This is a genomic window from Nitratireductor rhodophyticola, from assembly GCF_019891355.1.
Lineage (GTDB): Bacteria > Pseudomonadota > Alphaproteobacteria > Rhizobiales > Rhizobiaceae > Nitratireductor > Nitratireductor rhodophyticola.
Map to the genome: position 1 here is coordinate 765,511 of NZ_JAHSSF010000003.1, position 19,986 is coordinate 785,496.

Annotated in this window: 22 protein-coding genes; 14 read left to right on the plus strand and 8 right to left on the minus strand. The window is 62.4% G+C overall.

Going from position 1 to position 19,986, the window contains the following annotated elements:
• Positions 1–3 precede the first annotated feature (3 nt).
• Positions 4–978 carry a complex I NDUFA9 subunit family protein gene (locus KUG85_RS14770; RefSeq protein WP_223005733.1) on the minus strand — a complete coding sequence of 325 codons (975 nt, stop codon included), beginning with the start codon at positions 976–978 and terminating at the stop codon, positions 4–6.
• 221 nt (positions 979–1,199) lie between these two features.
• Here KUG85_RS14770 and gyrB point away from each other — a divergent pair, with 221 nt between their 5' ends.
• The 5 genes from gyrB (at position 1,200) to KUG85_RS14795 (ending at position 6,175) form a co-directional block, all read left to right on the plus strand.
• A complete protein-coding gene (gene gyrB, locus KUG85_RS14775) occupies positions 1,200–3,647 on the plus strand; it encodes a DNA topoisomerase (ATP-hydrolyzing) subunit B (protein WP_223005734.1) in 2,448 nt (815 codons plus the stop codon).
• Between the two features lie 154 nt (positions 3,648–3,801).
• A complete protein-coding gene (locus KUG85_RS14780; RefSeq protein WP_223005735.1) occupies positions 3,802–4,467 on the plus strand; it encodes a dihydrofolate reductase family protein in 666 nt (221 codons plus the stop codon).
• Positions 4,468–4,592: 125 nt separating this feature from the next.
• Positions 4,593–5,228 carry a CGNR zinc finger domain-containing protein gene (locus tag KUG85_RS14785; protein ID WP_223005736.1) on the plus strand — a complete coding sequence of 212 codons (636 nt, stop codon included), beginning with the start codon at positions 4,593–4,595 and terminating at the stop codon, positions 5,226–5,228.
• Positions 5,225–5,707 (plus strand): hypothetical protein, encoded by a 483-nt coding sequence (locus KUG85_RS14790; RefSeq protein WP_065816673.1) that lies wholly within the window; start codon positions 5,225–5,227, stop codon positions 5,705–5,707. The genes KUG85_RS14785 and KUG85_RS14790 overlap by 4 nt, the downstream gene beginning before the upstream one ends.
• Before the next feature lie 60 nt (positions 5,708–5,767).
• Positions 5,768–6,175, plus strand: coding sequence for a hypothetical protein (locus KUG85_RS14795; protein WP_255606417.1), 408 nt, complete (start codon positions 5,768–5,770; stop codon positions 6,173–6,175).
• Between the two features lie 189 nt (positions 6,176–6,364).
• Here the strand turns inward: KUG85_RS14795 and lepA are convergent, their stop codons facing one another.
• Entirely contained in the window at positions 6,365–8,173 is a 1,809-nt protein-coding gene (gene lepA / locus KUG85_RS14800; protein WP_223005737.1) for a translation elongation factor 4, read from the minus strand.
• Here lepA and KUG85_RS14805 point away from each other — a divergent pair.
• Positions 8,172–8,750: a MarR family winged helix-turn-helix transcriptional regulator gene (locus KUG85_RS14805; RefSeq protein ID WP_322098567.1), complete on the plus strand. Its 579-nt coding sequence runs from the start codon at positions 8,172–8,174 to the stop codon at positions 8,748–8,750. The two genes, lepA and KUG85_RS14805, sit on opposite strands and share 2 nt — an antisense overlap.
• Positions 8,751–8,772: 22 nt before the next feature.
• Here KUG85_RS14805 and KUG85_RS14810 read toward each other — a convergent pair whose 3' ends face one another.
• The 3 genes from KUG85_RS14810 to KUG85_RS14820 form a co-directional block, all read right to left on the minus strand.
• Positions 8,773–9,567, minus strand: coding sequence for a DUF2189 domain-containing protein (locus tag KUG85_RS14810; RefSeq protein ID WP_223005738.1), 795 nt, complete (start codon positions 9,565–9,567; stop codon positions 8,773–8,775).
• 131 nt (positions 9,568–9,698) lie between these two features.
• Positions 9,699–10,907, minus strand: coding sequence for a cation:proton antiporter domain-containing protein (locus KUG85_RS14815; protein WP_223005739.1), 1,209 nt, complete (start codon positions 10,905–10,907; stop codon positions 9,699–9,701).
• On the minus strand, positions 10,907–11,722 hold the full coding sequence (locus tag KUG85_RS14820; RefSeq protein ID WP_223005740.1) for a YiiX/YebB-like N1pC/P60 family cysteine hydrolase: 816 nt from the start codon (positions 11,720–11,722) through the stop codon (positions 10,907–10,909). Before KUG85_RS14820 ends, KUG85_RS14815 begins: the two co-directional genes overlap by 1 nt.
• A 137-nt stretch (positions 11,723–11,859) precedes the next feature.
• On the opposite strand from KUG85_RS14820, the gene KUG85_RS14825 reads away from it, so the two are divergent.
• From KUG85_RS14825 to mbfA, 5 genes are all read left to right on the plus strand, one after another.
• Positions 11,860–12,561 (plus strand): CerR family C-terminal domain-containing protein, encoded by a 702-nt coding sequence (locus KUG85_RS14825; protein WP_223005741.1) that lies wholly within the window; start codon positions 11,860–11,862, stop codon positions 12,559–12,561.
• Positions 12,558–13,511 (plus strand): HlyD family secretion protein, encoded by a 954-nt coding sequence (locus tag KUG85_RS14830; RefSeq protein WP_223005742.1) that lies wholly within the window; start codon positions 12,558–12,560, stop codon positions 13,509–13,511. Before KUG85_RS14825 ends, KUG85_RS14830 begins: the two co-directional genes overlap by 4 nt.
• The gene (locus tag KUG85_RS14835) at positions 13,508–14,425 is read left to right on the plus strand and encodes an ABC transporter ATP-binding protein (RefSeq protein WP_223005743.1); all 918 of its coding nucleotides are present in this window, start codon (positions 13,508–13,510) and stop codon (positions 14,423–14,425) included. Before KUG85_RS14830 ends, KUG85_RS14835 begins: the two co-directional genes overlap by 4 nt.
• The gene (locus tag KUG85_RS14840) at positions 14,422–15,555 is read left to right on the plus strand and encodes an ABC transporter permease (protein WP_223005744.1); all 1,134 of its coding nucleotides are present in this window, start codon (positions 14,422–14,424) and stop codon (positions 15,553–15,555) included. The genes KUG85_RS14835 and KUG85_RS14840 overlap by 4 nt, the downstream gene beginning before the upstream one ends.
• Positions 15,556–15,669: 114 nt before the next feature.
• On the plus strand, positions 15,670–16,653 hold the full coding sequence (gene mbfA / locus KUG85_RS14845) for an iron exporter MbfA (RefSeq protein ID WP_223005745.1): 984 nt from the start codon (positions 15,670–15,672) through the stop codon (positions 16,651–16,653).
• A gap of 6 nt (positions 16,654–16,659) precedes the next feature.
• Here mbfA and KUG85_RS14850 read toward each other — a convergent pair whose 3' ends face one another.
• Genes KUG85_RS14850 through KUG85_RS14860 form a run of 3 tightly spaced genes read right to left on the minus strand, consistent with a single transcriptional unit; the run spans position 16,660 to position 17,615 of the window.
• On the minus strand, positions 16,660–17,007 hold the full coding sequence (locus KUG85_RS14850; protein WP_223005746.1) for an antibiotic biosynthesis monooxygenase family protein: 348 nt from the start codon (positions 17,005–17,007) through the stop codon (positions 16,660–16,662).
• Positions 17,004–17,375: an NIPSNAP family protein gene (locus KUG85_RS14855; RefSeq protein ID WP_223005747.1), complete on the minus strand. Its 372-nt coding sequence runs from the start codon at positions 17,373–17,375 to the stop codon at positions 17,004–17,006. The genes KUG85_RS14850 and KUG85_RS14855 overlap by 4 nt, the downstream gene beginning before the upstream one ends.
• A gap of 24 nt (positions 17,376–17,399) precedes the next feature.
• Positions 17,400–17,615, minus strand: a complete 216-nt coding sequence (locus KUG85_RS14860; protein ID WP_065816662.1) for a DUF1127 domain-containing protein — start codon at positions 17,613–17,615, stop codon at positions 17,400–17,402.
• A 71-nt stretch (positions 17,616–17,686) separates the two neighbouring features.
• On the opposite strand from KUG85_RS14860, the gene KUG85_RS14865 reads away from it, so the two are divergent.
• From KUG85_RS14865 to KUG85_RS21115, 3 genes are all read left to right on the plus strand, one after another.
• On the plus strand, positions 17,687–18,388 hold the full coding sequence (locus tag KUG85_RS14865; protein WP_223005748.1) for an ArsR/SmtB family transcription factor: 702 nt from the start codon (positions 17,687–17,689) through the stop codon (positions 18,386–18,388).
• 99 nt (positions 18,389–18,487) lie between these two features.
• Positions 18,488–19,534, plus strand: a complete 1,047-nt coding sequence (locus KUG85_RS14870) for a M42 family metallopeptidase (protein ID WP_065816660.1) — start codon at positions 18,488–18,490, stop codon at positions 19,532–19,534.
• A 311-nt stretch (positions 19,535–19,845) separates the two neighbouring features.
• Positions 19,846–19,980: a hypothetical protein gene (locus KUG85_RS21115; protein WP_255606418.1), complete on the plus strand. Its 135-nt coding sequence runs from the start codon at positions 19,846–19,848 to the stop codon at positions 19,978–19,980.
• Positions 19,981–19,986 lie beyond the last annotated feature (6 nt).

The window sequence follows — 19,986 nt, forward strand, 5'->3', positions numbered from 1 at the left end:
GCCTTAAAGGAACTGCTTGCGGGTAAACTGACCTGCCGGGCGGTAGCGCCACAGATAGGTGGGCAGAATGGCCGCCAGCGAGTGTTTCTGGATGCCAAGACCGTCGAGCGTGCGCCCGGCTGCCTTCGCTTCCTCGGAAACGACATTGTCGGTCTTCAGCAGCTTCACCTGATCGAGGGTCAGCATGGGCTTGGGCAAGAGGCCAAGAATGCGGGCCTGAATGCGTGCGACGAACCAGGGCAGGGAAACGAACCAGCGCTTGCGATAGGTCGCTTCGAGCATCTCCTCGAGGCATTCCCGGAAGGAGAGCACTTCCGGCCCGCCGAGCTCGTAGATCTGGCCACCTTCGAGATCGCCGTCAACGGAGCGGGCATAGGCCTCGGCCACATCGCCCACATAGACTGGCTGGAACTTCGTCTTGCCGCCGCCGATAAGCGGCAGGAAGGGCGAGAAGCGCGCCATGTTGGCAAAGCGGTTGAAAAAGTCGTCTTCCGGGCCGAACACGATGGAGGGGCGGATGATCACAGCATCCTTGACGGTTTCCAGCACTGCCTGTTCGCCGAGAGCCTTGGTGCGGGCATAGTCGGAGTCGGACTCCGGATCGGCGCCGATCGCCGAGCCGTGGGTCAGCTTCGCGTCGGCGGCGCGGGCGGCTTCCGCCACGGCGCGGGCGCCGAAATGTTGAATGGCATCAAAGGACTGGCGGCCGGATTCATAGAGGATACCGACCAGATTGATCACATGGTCAGCCCCTTCCACGGCCCGGTCGACAGAGGCGCGGTTGCGCAGGTTCGCCTGCACCGCCTGCACCTGGCCGACATTGCCGAGCGGCTGCAGATGTATCGCTGTATTGGGATTGCGGCAGGCGACGCGCACCCGGTGGCCGCGCTTGGTGAGGGCCTGCACCAGATGGCGGCCGACAAAGCCGTTGCCGCCGAAAATGGTGATGAGCTTAGGTTTCTGGCTGATGGTGGCCATTTGCCTCGGTCTCCGATTTCTCAACGGCTTCATAATCGGTTTCGCGCCAAAGGCAAAGGGTGCCCAGTCATAGTTTTCGTCCCCAGGTCGAAATCGGCGCAAAACTTGGAAAAAAGCCCTGAAACGCCTATATCTTGGGGGATAGGCGCCGGATGATTCGCGGCGTGGATTTCCCATGCCCTAAAGGGGGTTCCCCCAGGGCTCCTGAGCGAAAGAATTTGATGAGCGACACGCCCGAAACTCTCCCAGGCGAACCGGCCGAATACGGCGCAGAATCCATCAAGGTTTTGAAGGGATTGGACGCTGTTCGCAAGCGCCCCGGCATGTATATCGGCGATACGGATGACGGGTCCGGCCTGCATCACATGGTCTACGAGGTGGTCGACAACGCGATCGACGAGGCGCTGGCCGGCCATGCGACGCTGGTGACGGTAACGCTCAATCCCGATGGCTCCTGCACCGTGACCGACAATGGCCGCGGCATCCCGACCGACATGCACGCCGAAGAGGGCGTGTCTGCGGCCGAGGTCATTATGACGCAGCTTCATGCCGGCGGTAAGTTCGACCAGAACTCCTACAAGGTTTCCGGCGGCCTGCACGGCGTTGGTGTGTCGGTGGTGAACGCGCTGTCCATCTGGCTCAAACTCAAGATCCGCCGCAAGGGCAAGATCCATGAGATGAGCTTTACCCATGGTGTAGCGGATGAGCCCCTTGCCGTGACGGGCGAGGCCGGTGACGAGACGGGAACGGAAGTGAGCTTCCTGCCTTCACCCGACACCTTCACCATGACGGATTTCGACTACGGCACTCTGGAGCACCGCCTGCGTGAGCTCGCTTTCCTGAATTCGGGCGTGCGCATTCTTCTGACCGACAAACGCCATGCCGACGAGAGAAAGCAGGAATTCCTGTTCGATGGCGGCATTGTCGAGTTCGTGAAATATCTGGATCGCGCCAAGAAACCGCTGATCGACGCGCCAATTTCCATTGGCGGCGAAAAGGATGGCATCACGGTGGAAGTGGCCATGTGGTGGAACGATTCCTACCACGAGAATGTGCTGGCCTTCACAAACAACATCCCACAGCGCGACGGCGGTACGCATATGGCCGGTTTCCGCGGTGCGCTGACGCGGCAGGTTACGGGTTATGCAGAAAAGTCAGGCCTGACCAAAAAGGAAAAGGTTTCGCTCACCGGTGACGATTGCCGCGAGGGCCTGACAGCGGTTCTCTCGGTGAAGGTGCCGGACCCGAAATTCTCCTCCCAGACCAAGGACAAGCTGGTTTCCTCCGAGGTGCGCCCGGTGGTGGAGAGCCTCGTCAACGAGGCGCTCGGCACCTGGTTCGAGGAGCATCCGGCAGAAGCCAAGACGCTGATCGGCAAGGTGGTGGAAGCCGCCGCCGCACGCGAGGCTGCCCGCAAGGCGCGCGAGCTGACGCGGCGCAAGGGCGTGCTCGACATCACGTCTCTTCCGGGCAAGCTCGCCGACTGTCAAGAACGCGATCCGGCCAAGTCCGAACTCTTCATCGTCGAGGGTGATTCCGCTGGCGGTTCCGCCAAATCCGGCCGTTCGCGCAAGAACCAGGCGATCCTGCCGCTGCGCGGCAAGATCCTGAACGTGGAGCGCGCCCGCTTCGACCGCATGCTTTCCTCCGACATGATCGGCACTCTGATCACGGCGCTTGGCACGGGTATCGGCAAGGACGAGTTCAACGCCGAGAAGCTGCGCTATCACAAGATCATCATCATGACGGACGCCGACGTCGACGGCGCCCACATTCGCACGCTGCTTCTCACCTTCTTCTTCCGGCAGATGCCGGAACTGATCGAGCGCGGGCATCTCTATATCGCCCAGCCGCCGCTCTACAAGGTGACGCGCGGCAAGTCGGTCCAGTACATCAAGGATGAGGCGGCGTTCGAGGAATTCCTGATCGATTCCGGCCTTGAAGAAGCAACGCTGGAGCTTTCCAACGGTGAAGTTCGCGGCGGACAGGATCTGAAACAGGTGATCGACGATGCGCGCGGCGTGCGTTCGCTGATCAACGGCCTGCACACCCGCTACGACCGTTCGGTGGTGGAGCAGGCGGCGATTGCCGGCGCGCTCAACGCGGCGGTGCTGGCTGACCCGGGCCGGGCGGCCGAAGCTGTGAAGCACGTGGCGGAGCGGCTCGACATGATCGCCGAGGACACGGAGCGTGGCTGGGAAGGGCGCGTGAACCCCTCGAACGAGGGCGCGGGCGGCTATCTTTTTGAGCGCACGGTGCGTGGCGTGCGCGAGGTGGTGGTGCTCGACTCGGCACTGGTCGCTTCTGCCGATGCCCGCGCGATCGACCGCTACACGGCCCGCCTTCAGGAGATTTACACCAAATCGCCCGTACTGCGCCGCAAGGACAAGTCCGAAGTCATTTCCGGGCCGATGGCGCTGCTCGACCAGGTCTTCGCGACCGGCCGCAAGGGCCTTACCATGCAGCGCTACAAAGGCCTTGGCGAGATGAATGCCGAACAGCTCTGGGAGACGACGCTCGACCCGGATGCCCGCTCGCTGCTTCAGGTGAAGGTGACGGACGCAACGGACGCGGATTCGCTCTTCTCGCGTCTTATGGGCGACGAGGTGGAGCCGCGCCGCGAATTCATTCAGGACAATGCGCTGTCGGTGGCAAACCTCGACATCTAACTGTTTTCCATAGAGAAAATTATCGAGCGGCGCCGGGAAACCGGCGCCGTCTTTCGTTTCCGGCAGGGAATTCCAGTGTCTTGTCGGGTTGCGTGCCCGATCCACGTCCTTGAGGGGAAGCCGGAATTGTCCGGCCCGGAACGGGAGAGAAGACATGCGAAAAGTCATCGTGAGTGCGATGGTCAGCCTCGATGGTGTCATGCAGGCGCCGGGCGGACCCGAGGAAGATCCGACGGGCGGCTTCCCCTATGGCGGGTGGGTTGAACCGCTCGCCGATGAAGGGCTGGGTGAGGCCCTCGGCGAGATGTTCTCAAAGCCCTTCGACCTGCTGCTCGGGCGCAAGACCTACGACATTTTTGCCGCCTACTGGCCCTATCAGGACGAAGGCGACCCGATCGGGAGTATTTTCGACCGCGTCACAAAATATGTCGCCACCCGCAATCCCGACCTGAAGCTCGACTGGCAGAACAGCCGGACCCTCGGCGCGGATGCGGTGGCTGCGGTAAAGGCGCTCAAGGGCGAAGATGGTCCGGCTTTGCTCACACAGGGGTCCACGGATTTCCTGCAGACCCTTTTTGCGCAGGACCTGGTCGACGAGATGAGCATCACCACATTTCCGGTGGTGCTGGGCAAGGGAAAGCGGCTGTTCAGGACCGGCACAGAAGTGGCTCCAGGCACGTTTCGGCTAACGGGCTCCAGAACCACCGAGGCCGGCACGCTGGTCAACCGATACACCCGCGCGGGCGAAGTGAAGACGGGAACCTTCGCGGTAAAGCCCCCATCAGATGCCGAAATCGAACGACGTCGGACGCTGGTCTGAGCGAACAGTCGCAGCCGCAGGGTTACAGGACCGGCGACACCCGGGTGCGCCGGTTTTCCCGTCTTCGCGCTTCTGTTGACTAACCGGCAAAACTGCTTTAGCTGGTTAGATCGAAGGAGCGTGCGATGCAGGATGCCCGAATTGCCGCGTGGCCGGTTCCGTTCTTCTTTGGTGGCCGGACCTGCCTGGACTTCGTCAACACGGTCAACAGCCGCTCGCGGCCGGCAACGAAGGATTACCTGTCCGACTATGCTGCTCTGCTCGGCTGGTCCGCGCAGGTAGACCTCTTTGACGCGCCGTCGCTTGTGCGTCTGCGTGCGCTGGCGGAGGCGGACGGGGGCGGGGCAGAAGCAGCCCATGTCAGGGCGATCCGGTTTCGTGAAACGCTCTTCGCCCTTTTTCGGAGCGTGATCGAGGGCTGCGATCCGCCGGAAGGCGGGCTGGAAGAGCTGAGCCGGCTTGCAGGCGAAGCCCGGCAGCGACAGCGGCTTGCACGGGAACCGGCCGGCTTTGTCTGGAACTGGGACGAGAGCCGCCTCGACCTCGATGCGCCGCTCCATGCCGTCGCGCTTTGTGCCGAAGCGATGCTCACCGGCGACGATCTTGGGCGGCTGAAGGCATGTCCGGGACCGGAAGGCTGCGGATGGCTCTTCTTTGACGAAACAAAGAATGCGTCGCGCCGCTGGTGCAGCATGGATCATTGCGGCGGCACGGCAAAAGCGCGCCGGCATGCCGCCCGTGTAAGGGAGAAACGGGCGTGAAATCCATCTCTTTGCGAAGCATAATCCTTGCCGCGCTGGCGCTCTGCGCCGTGCTTTTCGCCATCGGCTGGTTCACCCGCAACGACCCTTCGCAGGAGCCTTATGTCAAGATCCTCGGTGGCGGCTTCATGTTCAACTATCGCGAGGCGGAGGTCTTCTACGGGTTTACCGCCCAGGTGGTGCGGCCGCTGGCCAGCGGCTCGATCATCGAAGCGACGTTCGACGATCCGGCCGGCGGTGCGCCGCTCGTGGTATCGGAGCGGGTGAGCACGATGACCGACCGCTACGCGCTGCGCACTCCACCCGTTCGCGGGGTCGAGGCCAGGAAGCCCTATCATGTGTCAATCCGTGTCTACGACCGGCAGAAGACCTCTCTGCTCTGGCAGACCGAGATGGATTTCACGAGCCAGATCAGCGACCGGGTGGTGCCGGACAAACCGCTCACCATCGGTCCGGGTTATCATCTCAATCCGGATTGAGAGCCCAGCGTCGATCTGAATTTTTTCATGAACCTTTCTCCAGACCGCGGCGACTGACGGATGCCGGGGCGCGATTGCCCCATCCTGAAACCCGTACTGGAGATGACAATGCCCTACTCGTTCAAGACAAACCGGATCGCCGTGGCCGCAGCCTCGCTCGTGATGCTTTCGGCGACGGCCATACCGACCGCCGGCGTCGCCGGCCAGTTCGCGCTCGCCCCGCAGATGGCGGGCCCCTCGATGAACTGCTCGGTGCCCAACCATGTGGTCTGCACCATCAGCAGCACGAAGGGTCTGAAGCTGGTGAAGATCACCGCCAACACGCCGCAGGGAAGCGTGAACCTCGTCAACAAGACGTATCGCAGCTGTCCGAAGTCGGTAAAGGTCTCGTGGGACTCAGCCTACCAGATGGCCGGCAAACAGATCGTCGAATGTAGTGGCGGCGGTTTCAAGCTGAAAGCGCGCTGAACCGCCGATCCTTGACCAACACCCGCCAGAGCGCACGCGCTGCACCAGTAGCCAGAGTCAGCACTACCGCTGAGCTGGACAAGAGACGATGTCGCCGGGCCCGGGTGGCGGGGCAGCCCGTATCAGCGGCATCGAGGGTGGGTTTGTCTGCCGTGGCAGCAAGCCCACCCGATTCGCATTCCATGCGTCTCAGTCGCTCATCTTCAGGGCCTGGATGAAGGCTTCCTGCGGAATCTCGACCTTGCCGAACTGGCGCATGCGCTTCTTGCCCTCTTTCTGCTTCTCGAGCAGCTTGCGCTTGCGGGTCACGTCGCCGCCGTAACACTTGGCTGTCACATCCTTGCGCATGGCCGAAATGGTCTCGCGGGCGATGACCTTGCCGCCAATGGCCGCCTGGATCGGGATCTTGAACATGTGGCGGGGGATCAGCTCCTTGAGCTTCTCGCACATGACGCGCCCGCGCTTTTCCGCCGCCTGCCGGTGTACCAGCATGGAGAGCGCATCCACCGGCTCCTCATTGACGAGGATCGACATCTTGACGAGATCGCCTTCGCGGTAGCCGGTGAGCTGATAGTCGAAGCTGGCATAGCCCTTGGTGATGGACTTCAGCCGGTCGTAGAAATCGAACACCACCTCGTTGAGTGGCAGCTCATAGGTGACCATGGCGCGCTTGCCGACATAGGAAAGATCCGTCTGGACGCCGCGTCGCTCCTGACAGAGCTTGAGGATGGGACCGAGATAATCGTCCGGTGTGAGAATCGTGGCCTTGATCCAGGGTTCCTCGATGGAGGCGATCTTCACCACATCCGGCATGTCGGCGGGGTTGTGAAGCTCCACCTGCTCACCGGAGGTGAGGTTCATGCGGTAAACCACGGATGGCGCGGTGGCGATGAGGTCGAGATTGAACTCGCGCTCAAGCCGCTCCTGGATGATCTCCAGATGCAGGAGGCCGAGGAAGCCGCAGCGGAAGCCGAAGCCGAGGGCGGCCGACGTCTCCATCTCGAAAGAGAAAGAGGCGTCGTTGAGGCGCAGCTTGCCCATGGCGGCGCGCAGGTCTTCAAAGTCCGCTGCGTCGACGGGAAAGAGGCCGCAGAAGACAACCGGCTGCGCCGGCTTGAAGCCCGGCAGGGGCTTGGCCGTCTGGCGCTTGTCTTCGGTGATCGTGTCGCCGACGCGGGTGTCTGCCACTTCCTTGATCGAGGCGGTGATGAAGCCGATCTCACCGGGACCGAGCTCTTCAACCATGACCATCTTCGGGGTCATGACGCCGACCCGGTCAACCGGGTACTTGGCGTCCGTGCCCATCATGCGGATGGTCTGACCCTTCCTGAGCTTGCCGTCGATCACGCGGACCAGCACGATAACGCCCAGATAGGCATCGTACCAGCTATCGACCAGCAATGCCTTGAGCGGCGCTTCCCGGTCGCCGTCCTTGGGTGCAGGCAGGCGGGTGACAATGGCTTCCAGAACCTCGTCGATGCCAACGCCGGTCTTGGCTGAAATCGGAATTGCATCGGAAGCGTCGAGGCCGATCACCTCCTCGATCTGCTCCTTGACGCGGTCTGTGTCGGCAGCCGGCAGGTCCACCTTGTTCAAGACGGTCACGATCTCATGATCGTTGTCGATGGCCTGGTAGACATTGGCGAGCGTCTGGGCTTCCACACCCTGGCTGGCATCGACCACCAGAAGCGAGCCCTCGCAGGCCGAGAGCGAGCGAGAAACCTCATAGGCAAAGTCTACGTGGCCGGGCGTGTCGATCAGGTTCAGCACATAGTGCTCGCCGTTGCGCGCGTCGTACTCCAGCCGCACGGTCTGCGCCTTGATGGTGATGCCGCGCTCGCGCTCGATGTCCATCGAGTCGAGGATCTGATCCTTCATCTCGCGGTCTTCCAGCGAGCCGGTCATCTGGATCAGCCGGTCGGCGAGCGTCGACTTGCCATGGTCGATATGCGCGACGATGGAAAAGTTGCGAATATGGGAAAGTGGCGTGTTCGTCATGCCGCTGGCCTTAGCAGGCGGCCCGTTCTTCGACAAGCAGATTGCTGCAGCGAAGGAGCAGCGTGCCGTGTCAGGAGGAAAAAACAGCAACATTGCGCATGCGATCGGGCGACCATATATCCCGCGCATGAACGATCCTGATCAAACCAAGCTGGGCTTCCTGATCCACGACGTTGCACGCCTCATGCGCAAGCGTTTTCAGGAGATCGACAATGAATTCGGACTTTCATCCGCCCAGTGGCGGCTGCTTTTCCGGCTGTTGAAGGAAGACGGCGTGCCGCAGGCGCGGCTGGCAGAGCTACTGGAAGTGGAGCCAATCAGCGTTTCGCGAATGGTCGACCGGCTGGCTGAGAGCGGCTGGGTGGAACGGCGTCTTGCCAGAACGGATCGGCGCGTCCGCATGATCTACGCCACACGCAAGGCCAGGGAAGCATGCTCCGGAATCCGCGAAATCACCGCGACGGTTCACGAAGAGGCCCTTTCTGGCCTGGCTGACGATGAGCGCCGGGTTCTTTTCGGGGCGTTGGGCAAGATGGCGCAGAACCTCTACGGACCTGAAGCCGCAGACAGGGCGTGACCGCGCCCTGCCGTCGCGGGTTTCAATCGGCGACCACCTTGCGGTAGAGGTGCCATGTGGCGTGGCCGAGAATTGGCATGACCACGGCAAGACCGGCAAAGAGCGGAAGCGACCCGATAAGGAGCGCACCGGCTACCAGCACGCCCCAGAGCGCGATGGGTAGCGGATTGACGCTGGCGGCGCGCACCGAGGTGACGATTGCGGCGACGGCACCGCAGTCGCGGTCAAGCAGCATGGGGAAGGCGATGGCCGTGGTAATCAGCACCACGAGGGCAAAAATGAAGCCAATCGCATTGCCGAGCGTGAGCAGCATGAAGCCGGCGTCGGTGGTGAACAGGCTTTCAAGGAATTGCGAGATCGATGCCGGCGGTTCTGGACCGAACAGGCGCATATAAAGCCCCTGGGCAACAAGAAGCCATGTCACGAAGATGGCGAACAGCATTGCCCCAACGGCGATGATGGATGGTATCGCAGGGGACTTGCGCACTGCCAGCGCGTGCCTCCAGGACGTATCGAGCCCGGCTTCGCGTCTTCGGCTGATTTCGTAGAGGCCGATGGCTGCAAAAGGCCCGAGCAGGGCAAAGCCGGAGGCCAGGGGGAAGAGTAGCGGAAGCGCGTTTGCGTCCGAAGCCCAGTAGATCAGCACCACCCCGACAAGCGGGTAGATGAGGCACAGGAACGCGTAGTGTGAAGGTTTCTGCCAGAAATCATCGAGCCCGCGCCCCAGCGCATCGATGACATCGGACGTGCTGATCTTGCGAACAGCCGGCAAGGACAGGGTCCTGTCGGTTCCGGCCATGACATGAAAATCCGCCATTTCAGACCTCCCGGATCTGCCGGGACGCAGACCGCACCCCGACGGCAAACCAAGCCCGGATTATAGGGCCTGAGCGGCATCGCGGCGAGAGAGGCGTCGGTCACATCTTCTGGAGCGGGCAGTGAGCGGCATCAGGACCGCGCGGGGAAGAATGTCCTTTTGGCGAAGGGTGCGGTGGCGCCGTGCAGGATGACGGACAGAAGGATCGTGAAGACGGCAATGTTGGTGATTGCGTCCGCCACGTCGAAGCCGGACTGGTCGACCACGAGAATGAGATAGAGCACGGAGGCGAGGCCGCGCGGGCCGAACCAGCCGACGAAAAGCCGTGCCCGTGTGCCTGTTCCGGTTCCCAGCATGGCGATGAAAACGGGAACGATGCGAATGACGGTGAGGCTGAGCACTGCATAGAACAGAGCCGGCAAGGCGGGCGCTTCCAGCGCCTGCGGCAGCATGGCCGCGCCGAACAGGAGAAAGGTGAGATTGGTGAGGATCGATCCCTCGGTCATGGCAAAATTGCTCGCCTTCTCCACCGTTTCGGCAGGCAGCCGCCAGCCAAAGGCGAGCCCCGCTGCAAAGGCGGCAAGAAACCCGTTGCCGCCCGCCAGTTCTGCGCCGAGATAGGCAAGCCCGGCAAGCCCGACCATGATGGGCGTGCGCCCGGCCGGGTTGGAAAAGGCGCGTCTAAAGGCAAAGTCTGCGGCGACGGCGCCGAAATAGCCGACGGCAAGCCCGACGAGCGGTCCGAAAACCACCTGTTTCAGAAAGAAGGCGGCGTGCCCGGCCATGCCTTCGCCGCCACCGGTGTCGGCGGCGAGCGCCAGTGCAATGAGGAGCAGGGGCAGGCACAGCCCGTCATTGAGCCCGCTTTCCACGTCCAGGGCCTCGCGCTCGACTTCGGGCAGCCCGTCATTGCCGAAAACCGGCTGCGCAAGCGCCGCGTCGGTCGGGGTCAGAACGATGGCGAGCGCAAGCGCGCCAAAGAGGCCAAGCGCGGGAAAGAGAAACATCCCCGCGGCAGTGCCGGCAAGGATGGTGAGCGGAATGCCGATGAAGAGGAGTCGTGCGGAAAGAAGGGCGGTCGCGCGCTCGGCCATCACGCTTGAAATTCGGATGTTCGCAGCATCGCGATAGAGAATGATCGCGAGCGTCGCCGTTGCGAGGAACTCGACGACCGAATTGTCGAGCGGGGAGGTCAGCGTTGCATCCGTGAGATGGAAGCCATAGCCCAGCGCGGTGAAGAGCATGGGGCCGGAGAGAACCGAGGCTTCAAGCTTTCGAGAGACCAGTGAGTAGGCGGTGAAAGCGATGAAAAGAAGAACCAGCGCCACGTGAACGTCCATCAGTGTGATCCCCTGTCTTCCACAGCCGCATCGCCGCTTTGCGGTTTGCCCCAGTTCAGCGTCTTGTAGTCGAAGCCGAAAGCCAGGGTCGGCTTGACGATGGCGAAATAGGGCGAGAGATCGAAATCGCGCGGCGTGAAGAGGCTGTGGTGGCGGATGTGCAGGATTTCCCGCCGCGAATAGGTGGATTCGGCCGAGGCGTGCCCCTTGGCCTTGGTGATTTCGGGCAGGATCGGGTAGCCGACTTTCTGAAACGCCTGGGCGATGAGCGAAGAGCAGATGGCGCGCGTCGGATCGCCCGAGCCGATGGCGATCATGCGCCGGCGCCAGCGTACGGGAACGGGGGGCGTCGGCAGGAAATAGCGCAGCAGGTCGAAGATGTTGCGCATATCGTAGTGCAGACCGAGCTTTTCGATCATGAAGCCGACGATCAAATCCCGATCGTCAGGCGTAAGGCCGTTCGCCCGGCAGATGCGCGTGTTGTAGGTCTTGTACTTGGAAAGCGGCACGGCAATGCAGCCATCGCCCAGAATGACCTCGACGAGACGGGGGCGTTCGGAGCCGTCTTCAGGCTCCGGCAGCGCATCGCCCACATAGAGCGCTGCATGGCTCCAGGTGGACTGGGTCAGATATTTGATCGCCGCCGAAATGCGCTGATTGCCTTCGATCAGCAGAATATCGCCGGGCTGCAGGGTGCGATGCAGCGTTTCGGGGTCGGACGGCGTGTAGGGTTGATACCCTGAGGATTCGCTTTGCAGCCGCCGTGCCAGAAAGCGGCCGAACCGGTCGAGCAGGGTGCTGGGTTGTTCGCTCATTCGCTCCCGTCCGCGATTCTTCGATCCATGGCAGGTGGAACTTAGAGGTTTTATCGCGTCGGGCAAACGGCCTGATGTGGCTCGAGGCAAACAGAGATTGGCTTGACTTAATTCAAACGTTTGATTAAATCAAGAATATGACGCATGACAATGGCAATACACAGAATGCCGAAACGCGGCTTTCATCGGCGGATCACACGCGACTTTCGCTTATCCGGGCGGGGCTTAAGCTTTTCGGCGAGAAAGGGTTCGACGGCACGACAACGCGCGAGATCGCGCGCGCGGCTCGTGCGAATATAGGCTCGATCTCCTATCATTTCGGCGGCAAGGAAGGCCTGCGCGCGGCTTGTGCCGATTACATCGTCGAACTGATCGGCAGGATTGCCGGCAGTGCCCTCAATCTCAAGCCGGATGACGGCGCAACCCTGACGCCATCCGAGGCCCGCGCCGTCTTGATGCAGGTGCTCGATACGATGACCGGCTTCATCGCAGCACGGCCCGAAGCCGGGCTCATCGTCAAATTCGTGCTGCGGGAACTCTCCCACCCCACGGTCGCACTCGACCGCATTTATGAAGGCATATTCGCCCCGGTTCACAAGCGCCTCTGCGCGGTCTGGGAGGCGGCGACCGGGGAACCGGCGGAGAGCGACGAGACGCGGCTGACCGTGTTCACGCTGATCGGCCAGCTCGTCTATTTCCGCATCGCCAGTGAAGCGGTGCAGCGGCGCATGGGCTGGAGCGAAATCGGTGCACGCGAAGCAGCGGCCATCACGGCCATAGCCGGGGGCAACCTCGACGCCATACTCGCCGCGCGGACGCGTGGAAAGGAAACATCATGAGCATGCTCTGCGCCATACCGGTTCTCGCCGGGCTGATTTCCGGTTGCGGTTCCGCGGAGCCACTGGCCGTGGGCTATGTAGAAGGCGATTATGTGCTGCTTGCACCCACGGAAGTAGGGCAGTTGAGTGCCGTTCCGGTGCGGCGCGGTGCGATCGTGGAAGCAGGGGCGACGGTTGCCGTGATGGATGATACGGATGCACGCATCGCCGTGCGGCAGGCTGAGGCGGGGCTGGCGGAAGCGGAAGCCCAGCTTGCCGACCTCAAGGAGCCGAAGCGACCCGAAGAGATCGCCGTTCTGGAGGCTGCCCTTGCATCGGCAAAGGCCGAGGCGGCGGAAGCCGGCCGCGTGCTCTCGCGGACGGAAGGCCTCTCCCGCCGGGGCATTGCCACGCAGGCCGAGCTCGACAAGGCGCGCACGGCAAAGGAACTGGCCGACACGCGGGTCGGCCAGGCCGAGGCCAATCTGTCGGTGGCAAGACTGCCTGCCCGTGCTGAAGCGATCAGGGCTGCCGCCAGGCGCCGCGACCAGATGGAGGCAGCACTGGAACAGGCGCGCTGGCGCCTTTCGGAACGCGCCATCACAGCCCCATCCGCCGGTCGCATCGACGATGTGATCCGCAATGCGGGCGATGTGGCAGGACCCTCGGCACCGGTCGTCTCGCTGCTTCCGGAGGGCGGCGTGAAGCTGAAGGTCTATGTGCCGGAAGCGGCGTTCTCCAGCCTGAAACCCGATGCGCTTCTGGCCGTGAACTGCGATGGTTGCGATGCGGGTTTGACAGCGCGCATCACCTATATTTCTCCCGATCCGGAATTCACCCCGCCGGTGATCTATTCGCTGGAGACGCGCCAGAAGCTTGTCTATCTGGTCGAGGCGCGGCCGGAGGGCGACGCGCGCAGCCTGCAGCCGGGGCAGATCGTGGATGTACGCCTGAAAGCCGACGCGCCATGAACGCGATCGATGTCCACGGCCTTGTGAAACGCTTCGGCGACAAGACGGTCGTCAACAATGTGACGATGCAGGTGGCCAGGGGGGAAATCGTCGGCTTTCTCGGCCCGAACGGTTCCGGCAAGACGACGACGATCCGCATCATGTGCGGGCTTCTGACGCCGGATGAGGGCGATGGCACGGTTCTGGGCTTCAACCTGCGAACTGAGGGGCTGAAGATCAAGCGCGAAGTCGGCTACATGACCCAGCGCTTCTCCTTTTATGAAGACCTGACCATCGCGGAGAATCTGGCCTTCGTCGCAAGGCTCTATGATCTCAAACCGGTAGGCGCGCATGTGGACCGGACGCTTGAGGATCTCGGCCTCTCTTCGCGCCGGAACCAGCTGGCGGGCACGCTTTCGGGCGGCTGGAAGCAGCGGCTGGCGCTGGCGGCCTGCATCATGCATCAGCCCAGGCTTCTCCTGCTTGATGAGCCGACGGCGGGTGTCGACCCGAAGGCGCGGCGCGATTTCTGGGACGAGATCCACCGTCTTGCTGCCGACGGGCTGACGGTTCTGGTTTCCACCCACTACATGGATGAGGCCGAACGCTGCCACCGCATCTCCTACATTTCCTACGGCACCATGCTGGCCACGGGATCCGTGGCCGATGTGGTGCGCGACGCCGGGCTCGTCACCTATCTCGTTGACGGGCCGAAGCTGGAGAAGCTCGCCGCCGAGTTGCGGGAGCGGCCTGGCGTGGAGCAGGTGGCACCCTTCGGCGCAAGCCTTCATGTGGTGGGATCGGATGAAGAAGCGCTCAAGGCGGCGCTACAGGATCTCGACGGGCGCGAGGGCGTGAGCGTATCACGCGGCGAAACGAGCCTCGAGGATGTGTTCATCCAGTTCATGGCCAATTCCACGGACAACATGCAATGAACCGCATCTTTTCTCTTGGCCGGCTCATGGCGCTGCTTATCAAGGAGTTCATCCAGATGCGGCGCGACCGCATCACCTTCGGCATGATGCTCGGCGTTCCGCTCATGCAGCTCGTGCTGTTCGGCTACGCGATCAACAGCGACCCGAAGGCGTTGCCGGCGGCGCTCGTTTCGCTGAGCCAGGATCACTACAGCCGGGCGATGGTCTCGGCGCTCGAAAACACCGATTATTACCGCTTCGATCATGTGGTGGAGAGCGCGGCGGAGGCCGAGAAGCTCATGGCGAGCGGTGAGGTGGTCTTTGTCGTCACCATCCCCTCGGATTTCGCCCGCCGTGTCGACCGGGGGCAGCGGCCGCAGATCCTGATCGAGGCGGATGCGACCGATCCGTCCGTCGCATCAGGAGCGATTTCCACACTCGGAACGGTTGCTTCGGAGGCGCTTTTGCGTGAGCGCGGCGTGCCGGCTTCGGAGGCAAATCCGACAGACCGGCTGGAGGTTATCGTCCACCGCCGCTACAATCCCGAAGGGCTTTCGCAATACAACATCGTGCCGGGGCTGCTTGGCGTCATCCTGCAGATGACCATGGTGATGATGACCTCCATCGCGCTGACGCGCGAGCGCGAGCGTGGCACGATGGAAAACCTGCTCGCCATGCCCGCCAGCCCGCTGGAGATCATGCTGGGCAAGGTGCTGCCCTATCTCGTCGTGGGCGCCGTGCAGGTTGCCGTCATCCTCGGTGCGGCGAAGCTGCTTTTCGGTGTGCCCTTCGTTGGCAGCCTGTGGCTGCTGCTTGCGGCGGTGCTCATCTTCGTGCTGTCGCTGGTTCTGCTCGGCTATACGATCTCCACCGTGGCGCGCACGCAGATGCAGGCGATGCAGCTCACCTTCTTTTTCTTCCTGCCATCGCTGCTTCTCTCCGGTTTCATGTTTCCGTTTCGCGGCATGCCCGACTGGGCGCAATGGCTGGGAGAGATCTTTCCGCTCACCCATTTCCTGCGCGTCATCCGCGCCGTCATGCTGAAGGGGGCGGACCTGCCGGCAGTCGCCTTCGAGACAGGCATTCTGGTACTGTTCATCTTCGTCTATGCCGGGTTTGCGCTGCTGCGCTTCCGCCGGACGCTGGATTGAGATCGCCGGTTGGAGCCATGTGTGAATTCACATTTTAGAATGGTTCTAATCTATTGACGGCGATCGAGTCGACTCTTATCTTAGAATTATTCTAAATAACGGATTGCCTCTGTCATGTTTTCTCGCTTTTTCGGTTCCCACCGCCGTCCATTCTCCTCACTCGATGAACAGGAGATTCTCGCTCTTGCCATCTCTTCGGAAGAGGACGACGCGCGCATCTATCGCGCCTATGCGGACGGGCTGCGCGACGAATACCCGCATTCGGCGGCCGTGTTCGATGACATGGCAGAGGAAGAGGACGGACACCGTGCGGCGCTGATCGAGGCGCACAGGGAGCGCTTCGGCGAGCGCATCCCCCTGATCCGCCGCGAGCATGTGCGCGGCTATTACGACCGCAAGCCCGACTGGCTGGTGCGCCCGCTCGGGCTCGACACGGTGCGTTCGCAGGCCGAGCAGATGGAGGAGCAGGCGCATCGCTTCTACGTGGAAGCGGCCAAGCGGACCGAGGACGCCGGCATCCGCAAACTGCTTGGCGATCTGGCCATAGCCGAAAAGACACATGAATCTCTGGCGCACCGGCTTTCCGAGAAGCATCTGGGCGAAGACGAACGCGCCGAGGAAGAGCAGACCGAGCGCAAGCAGTTCATCCTCACCTATGTGCAGCCTGGCCTTGCCGGTCTGATGGACGGCTCGGTCTCGACGCTTGCGCCCATTTTCGCTGCCGCATTTGCCACAGGCGATACATGGCAGACCTTTCTCGTCGGTCTGGCCGCGTCCATCGGCGCCGGCATCTCCATGGGTTTCACGGAAGTGGCCTCCGACGATGGTGTGATCTCGGGGCGTGGCTCTCCGATCAAGCGCGGTCTTGCCACGGGTATCATGACGACCGTCGGCGGCCTTGGCCACGCGCTGCCCTATCTGATCCCGCATTTCTGGACCGCGACGGTCATTGCATTCGTCATCGTTTTCATCGAGCTGTGGGCGATCGCCTGGATCCAGAACCGCTACATGGAGACCCCGTGGAGCCGCGCCACCTTTCAGGTGGTGCTTGGCGGCGCTCTCGTGTTTGCCGCGGGCATGCTCATCGGCAATGCCTGACGCCGCTCATGCGTCATGCAGCGCGCGGCTGTCTTCCGGCGCTTCCGCGCGCTCGGCCATGCCATAGTCGCGCAGGACATGGGCGATGCGCAGACGATAGCCGGCAAATATCCCGCCGCGACCCGCGCGCTGGGCCTGCCTGTGTTCCTCCGTGTTGCGCCAGGCTTTGACCGCTTCCTCGTCGCGCCAGAACGACAGTGAAAGAATGCGGCTTTCATCGTTGAGGCTCTGGAAGCGTTCGATGGAAATGAAGCCGTCGATCCCGTCGAGCAGCGGGCGCAGGTCGGCGGCGATGCCAAGATAGGCATCACGCCTGCCCTCTGCAGGTTGAACTTCAAAGATGACTGCGATCATGGCCGCACCCATTCGGCATGGGGCGCGGAAGCGCGTTTCAGGAACAAGCGATCCTCCTTGAGAATAAAACGCTCGCGCTTTGCGAACGCGTAATTCGCGCGACCTTCGGGGCTCGCCGCAAGCCGTGTCCGATAAGCCTCGTAGGCTGCGAGACTGTCGACATTATAGACGCCATAGGCGGTCGTTGCCGACCCCTCATATGGCGCGAAATAGCCGATGAGGTCGACGCCGGCGCGTGGGATCGCCTGCCCCCAGTTGCGGGAATACTCTTCAAAGGCATCCCGTTTGAACGGGTCGATCTCGTAGCGGATGAAGCATGTGATGGTCACGGGTATGATCCCTTTCTGCTGGCATGCTTCGATGAGCATGGAAGCGTTTTCCTGTTTTCTGTGTCAGACGTCCCAGAAGGGCTTTGCGCATTCGCGTTCCACGTCACGGCGGGTGAGGCCGACATCGCGGAGTTGCTCGTCGGTGAGATCGGCGAGGTCGCGCCGCTGGCGGTATCGCTCCGAAGCAAGCGCGAGCCGGTAGAACCACGACAGGATCGAGGTTCGGCGGTTTTTGGCCTTTCCCACGGGGGGAATGATCGATCTCTCATATGCCCGCATCGCTTCTCTCCCTGTTCGATGATCCGAGAATAGCGCTTGTCGAACATTCATACTTTGGTTAGCATCGAACTATGAAAGCAGGAACGGACCTCGCCCAGATCGCAAGCCTCGTCGGCGACCCGGCGCGCGCCAATATGCTGGCGGCATTGATGGGGGGCACGGCCCTCACGGCCAGTGAACTGGCGATGGAGGCCGGTGTCACCCTGCCCACAGCCAGTGCGCATCTTGCCAGGCTGTCAGATGGCGGATTGCTGCGCATGACGCGGCAGGGCCGCCACCGCTATTACGCACTGGCGGATCATCAGGTGGCCGCCATGCTCGAATCCATCATGGGCGTGGCGGCGGCGCTGGGGCCGCGAAAGGTGTTGCCCGGCCCGCGCGACACGGCCATGCGCGAAGCCAGAATCTGCTACGACCATCTGGCGGGCGAGGCAGGCGTCGCCATGTTCGATGCCTTTGCCGGGCGCGGGTTGATCGCCATCGATGGAGACGACGTGACCCTCACGGACAAAGGGGCCGGATTCTTCAGCGATTTCGGTCTCGACATTGAGGCGATGCGCGGGAAGCGCCGCCCGGTATGCCGCTCCTGCCTTGACTGGAGCGTGCGGCGCTCGCATCTGGCGGGCAGCCTGGGCGCTGGCGTGCTCGACCGGTTCATTGCGCTGAAATGGGCACGGCGGGAAAAGAACAGCCGCGTCATCCGCTTCACGCCGCCCGGGCGCGCCGCCTTCGAAAAGTTGCTACGCGCCGATCATGGCCCGGCGGGAGTGTGAGCCAGTCCGAAGCAGTGGCGTGGCCATTTCTTTCCGCGCTGCTTTGCGCCATGGTCGCGCTTCACGAATGATTCCAACTAAGCTCTGCCGGGGACTCTGATGAACACCGAACTGCTGCGCAGGCTCTGCGAGACGCCGGGTGCGCCGGGCCACGAAACACGCGTCCGCGCCCTGATCGAAAAGGAGATCGAGGGTCTTTTCGATGAGGTGCGGACCGATCCGATGGGCTCGCTCCTGTGCGTGCGCAAGCCGCGGAAGAAGGCCAAGGGCGATCCGCTCAGGATCATGCTTCTGTGCCATATGGACGAGATCGCCTTTCTCGTCACCCATGTGACAGAGAAGGGTTTCCTCCATCTCGACCCGGTGGGCGGCTTCGACCCGCGGAACCTGTTCTCCCGCCGCGTGCTCGTCTGCACCGAGAGTGGCGACTACAAGGGCGTGATGAATCCCGCCGGCAAGCCCATCCACATTCAAAGCGCGGAAGAGCGCAAGAAGGTGCCCGAGCCCGGCGAATTCATCGTCGATATGGGGCTTGGAGAGAAAGCGCGCGATCTGGTGCAGGTTGGCGACTTCGTGGTCATGGACGAGCCGTTCCTGGAAATGGGAGAAAAATTCGTCTCCAAGGCGCTCGACAATCGCGTCGCCTGCTGGCTCGGCATCGAGGCGATCCGCGCGCTGGAAGAAGCGGGCGAAAAGCATGCGTGCGAGATCCATGTGGCGTTTACCGCTCAGGAAGAGGTGGGGCTGCGCGGTGCGCGCACGGCCGCCTATGCGGTGAAGCCCGACATCGGCCTCGGCATCGACACGACGCTCTCATGCGACACGCCGGGCATCGGCGAGCACGAGGCGGTGACGAAGCAGGGAGAAGGCTTCGGTCTTCATGTGAAGGACTCTTCCTTCATCGCCGATCAGGCGCTGGTGCGCGAGGTCGAGCAACTGGCAAAGAAAAAGGCGATCCCCTATCAGCGCACGATTCTGGCCCGTGGCGGGCAGGATGGCGCGGCAGCCCAGCAGGCGGCCGCCGGCGCGCGCGCCGTGGGCATCGTGGTGGGCACCCGCTACATCCACACCGTGACCGAAATGATCGACCGCAACGACCTTCAGGCCGCGCTCGACATCATCGTCGCCTATCTCGGCGAAAACTAATGCATGTCGCTTTCAAATGAATTCATTTGAAAGACAACGAACATGCATCATTTGAAAGTGTTACAGCGCCGCGCGTCTTATAAGACGCGCGGCGCTGTAAAGCTGAAGCGCCGCCGCGCTGCATAAAACTGTGGCGCGGCGGCCACACTGCGCGCTCTTCCGCAACAAGACCCGATTTACGCCATCAAAGCGGCGCAAATCCCGGCGAAATCCGACCGGCATTCACGGAGCGTTCACTTCGTGCGTGTACTTTTGGCCCGATACTTCACACAGGCGGTTTTGGAGGAGCCGCCACCGGTTGGACATGACCCATGGCTCTGATTATTCGCCTCGTTGCCGTTCTTCGCGATTTCTTCGCCCCGCGCTATCACCCCGAGCGTCACTATATGCGTGGCCCCGGCCCTGCCTGCCAGAAGCGTGGCGGCGGTTCGGCCACGGCAGCCTGACGGCAG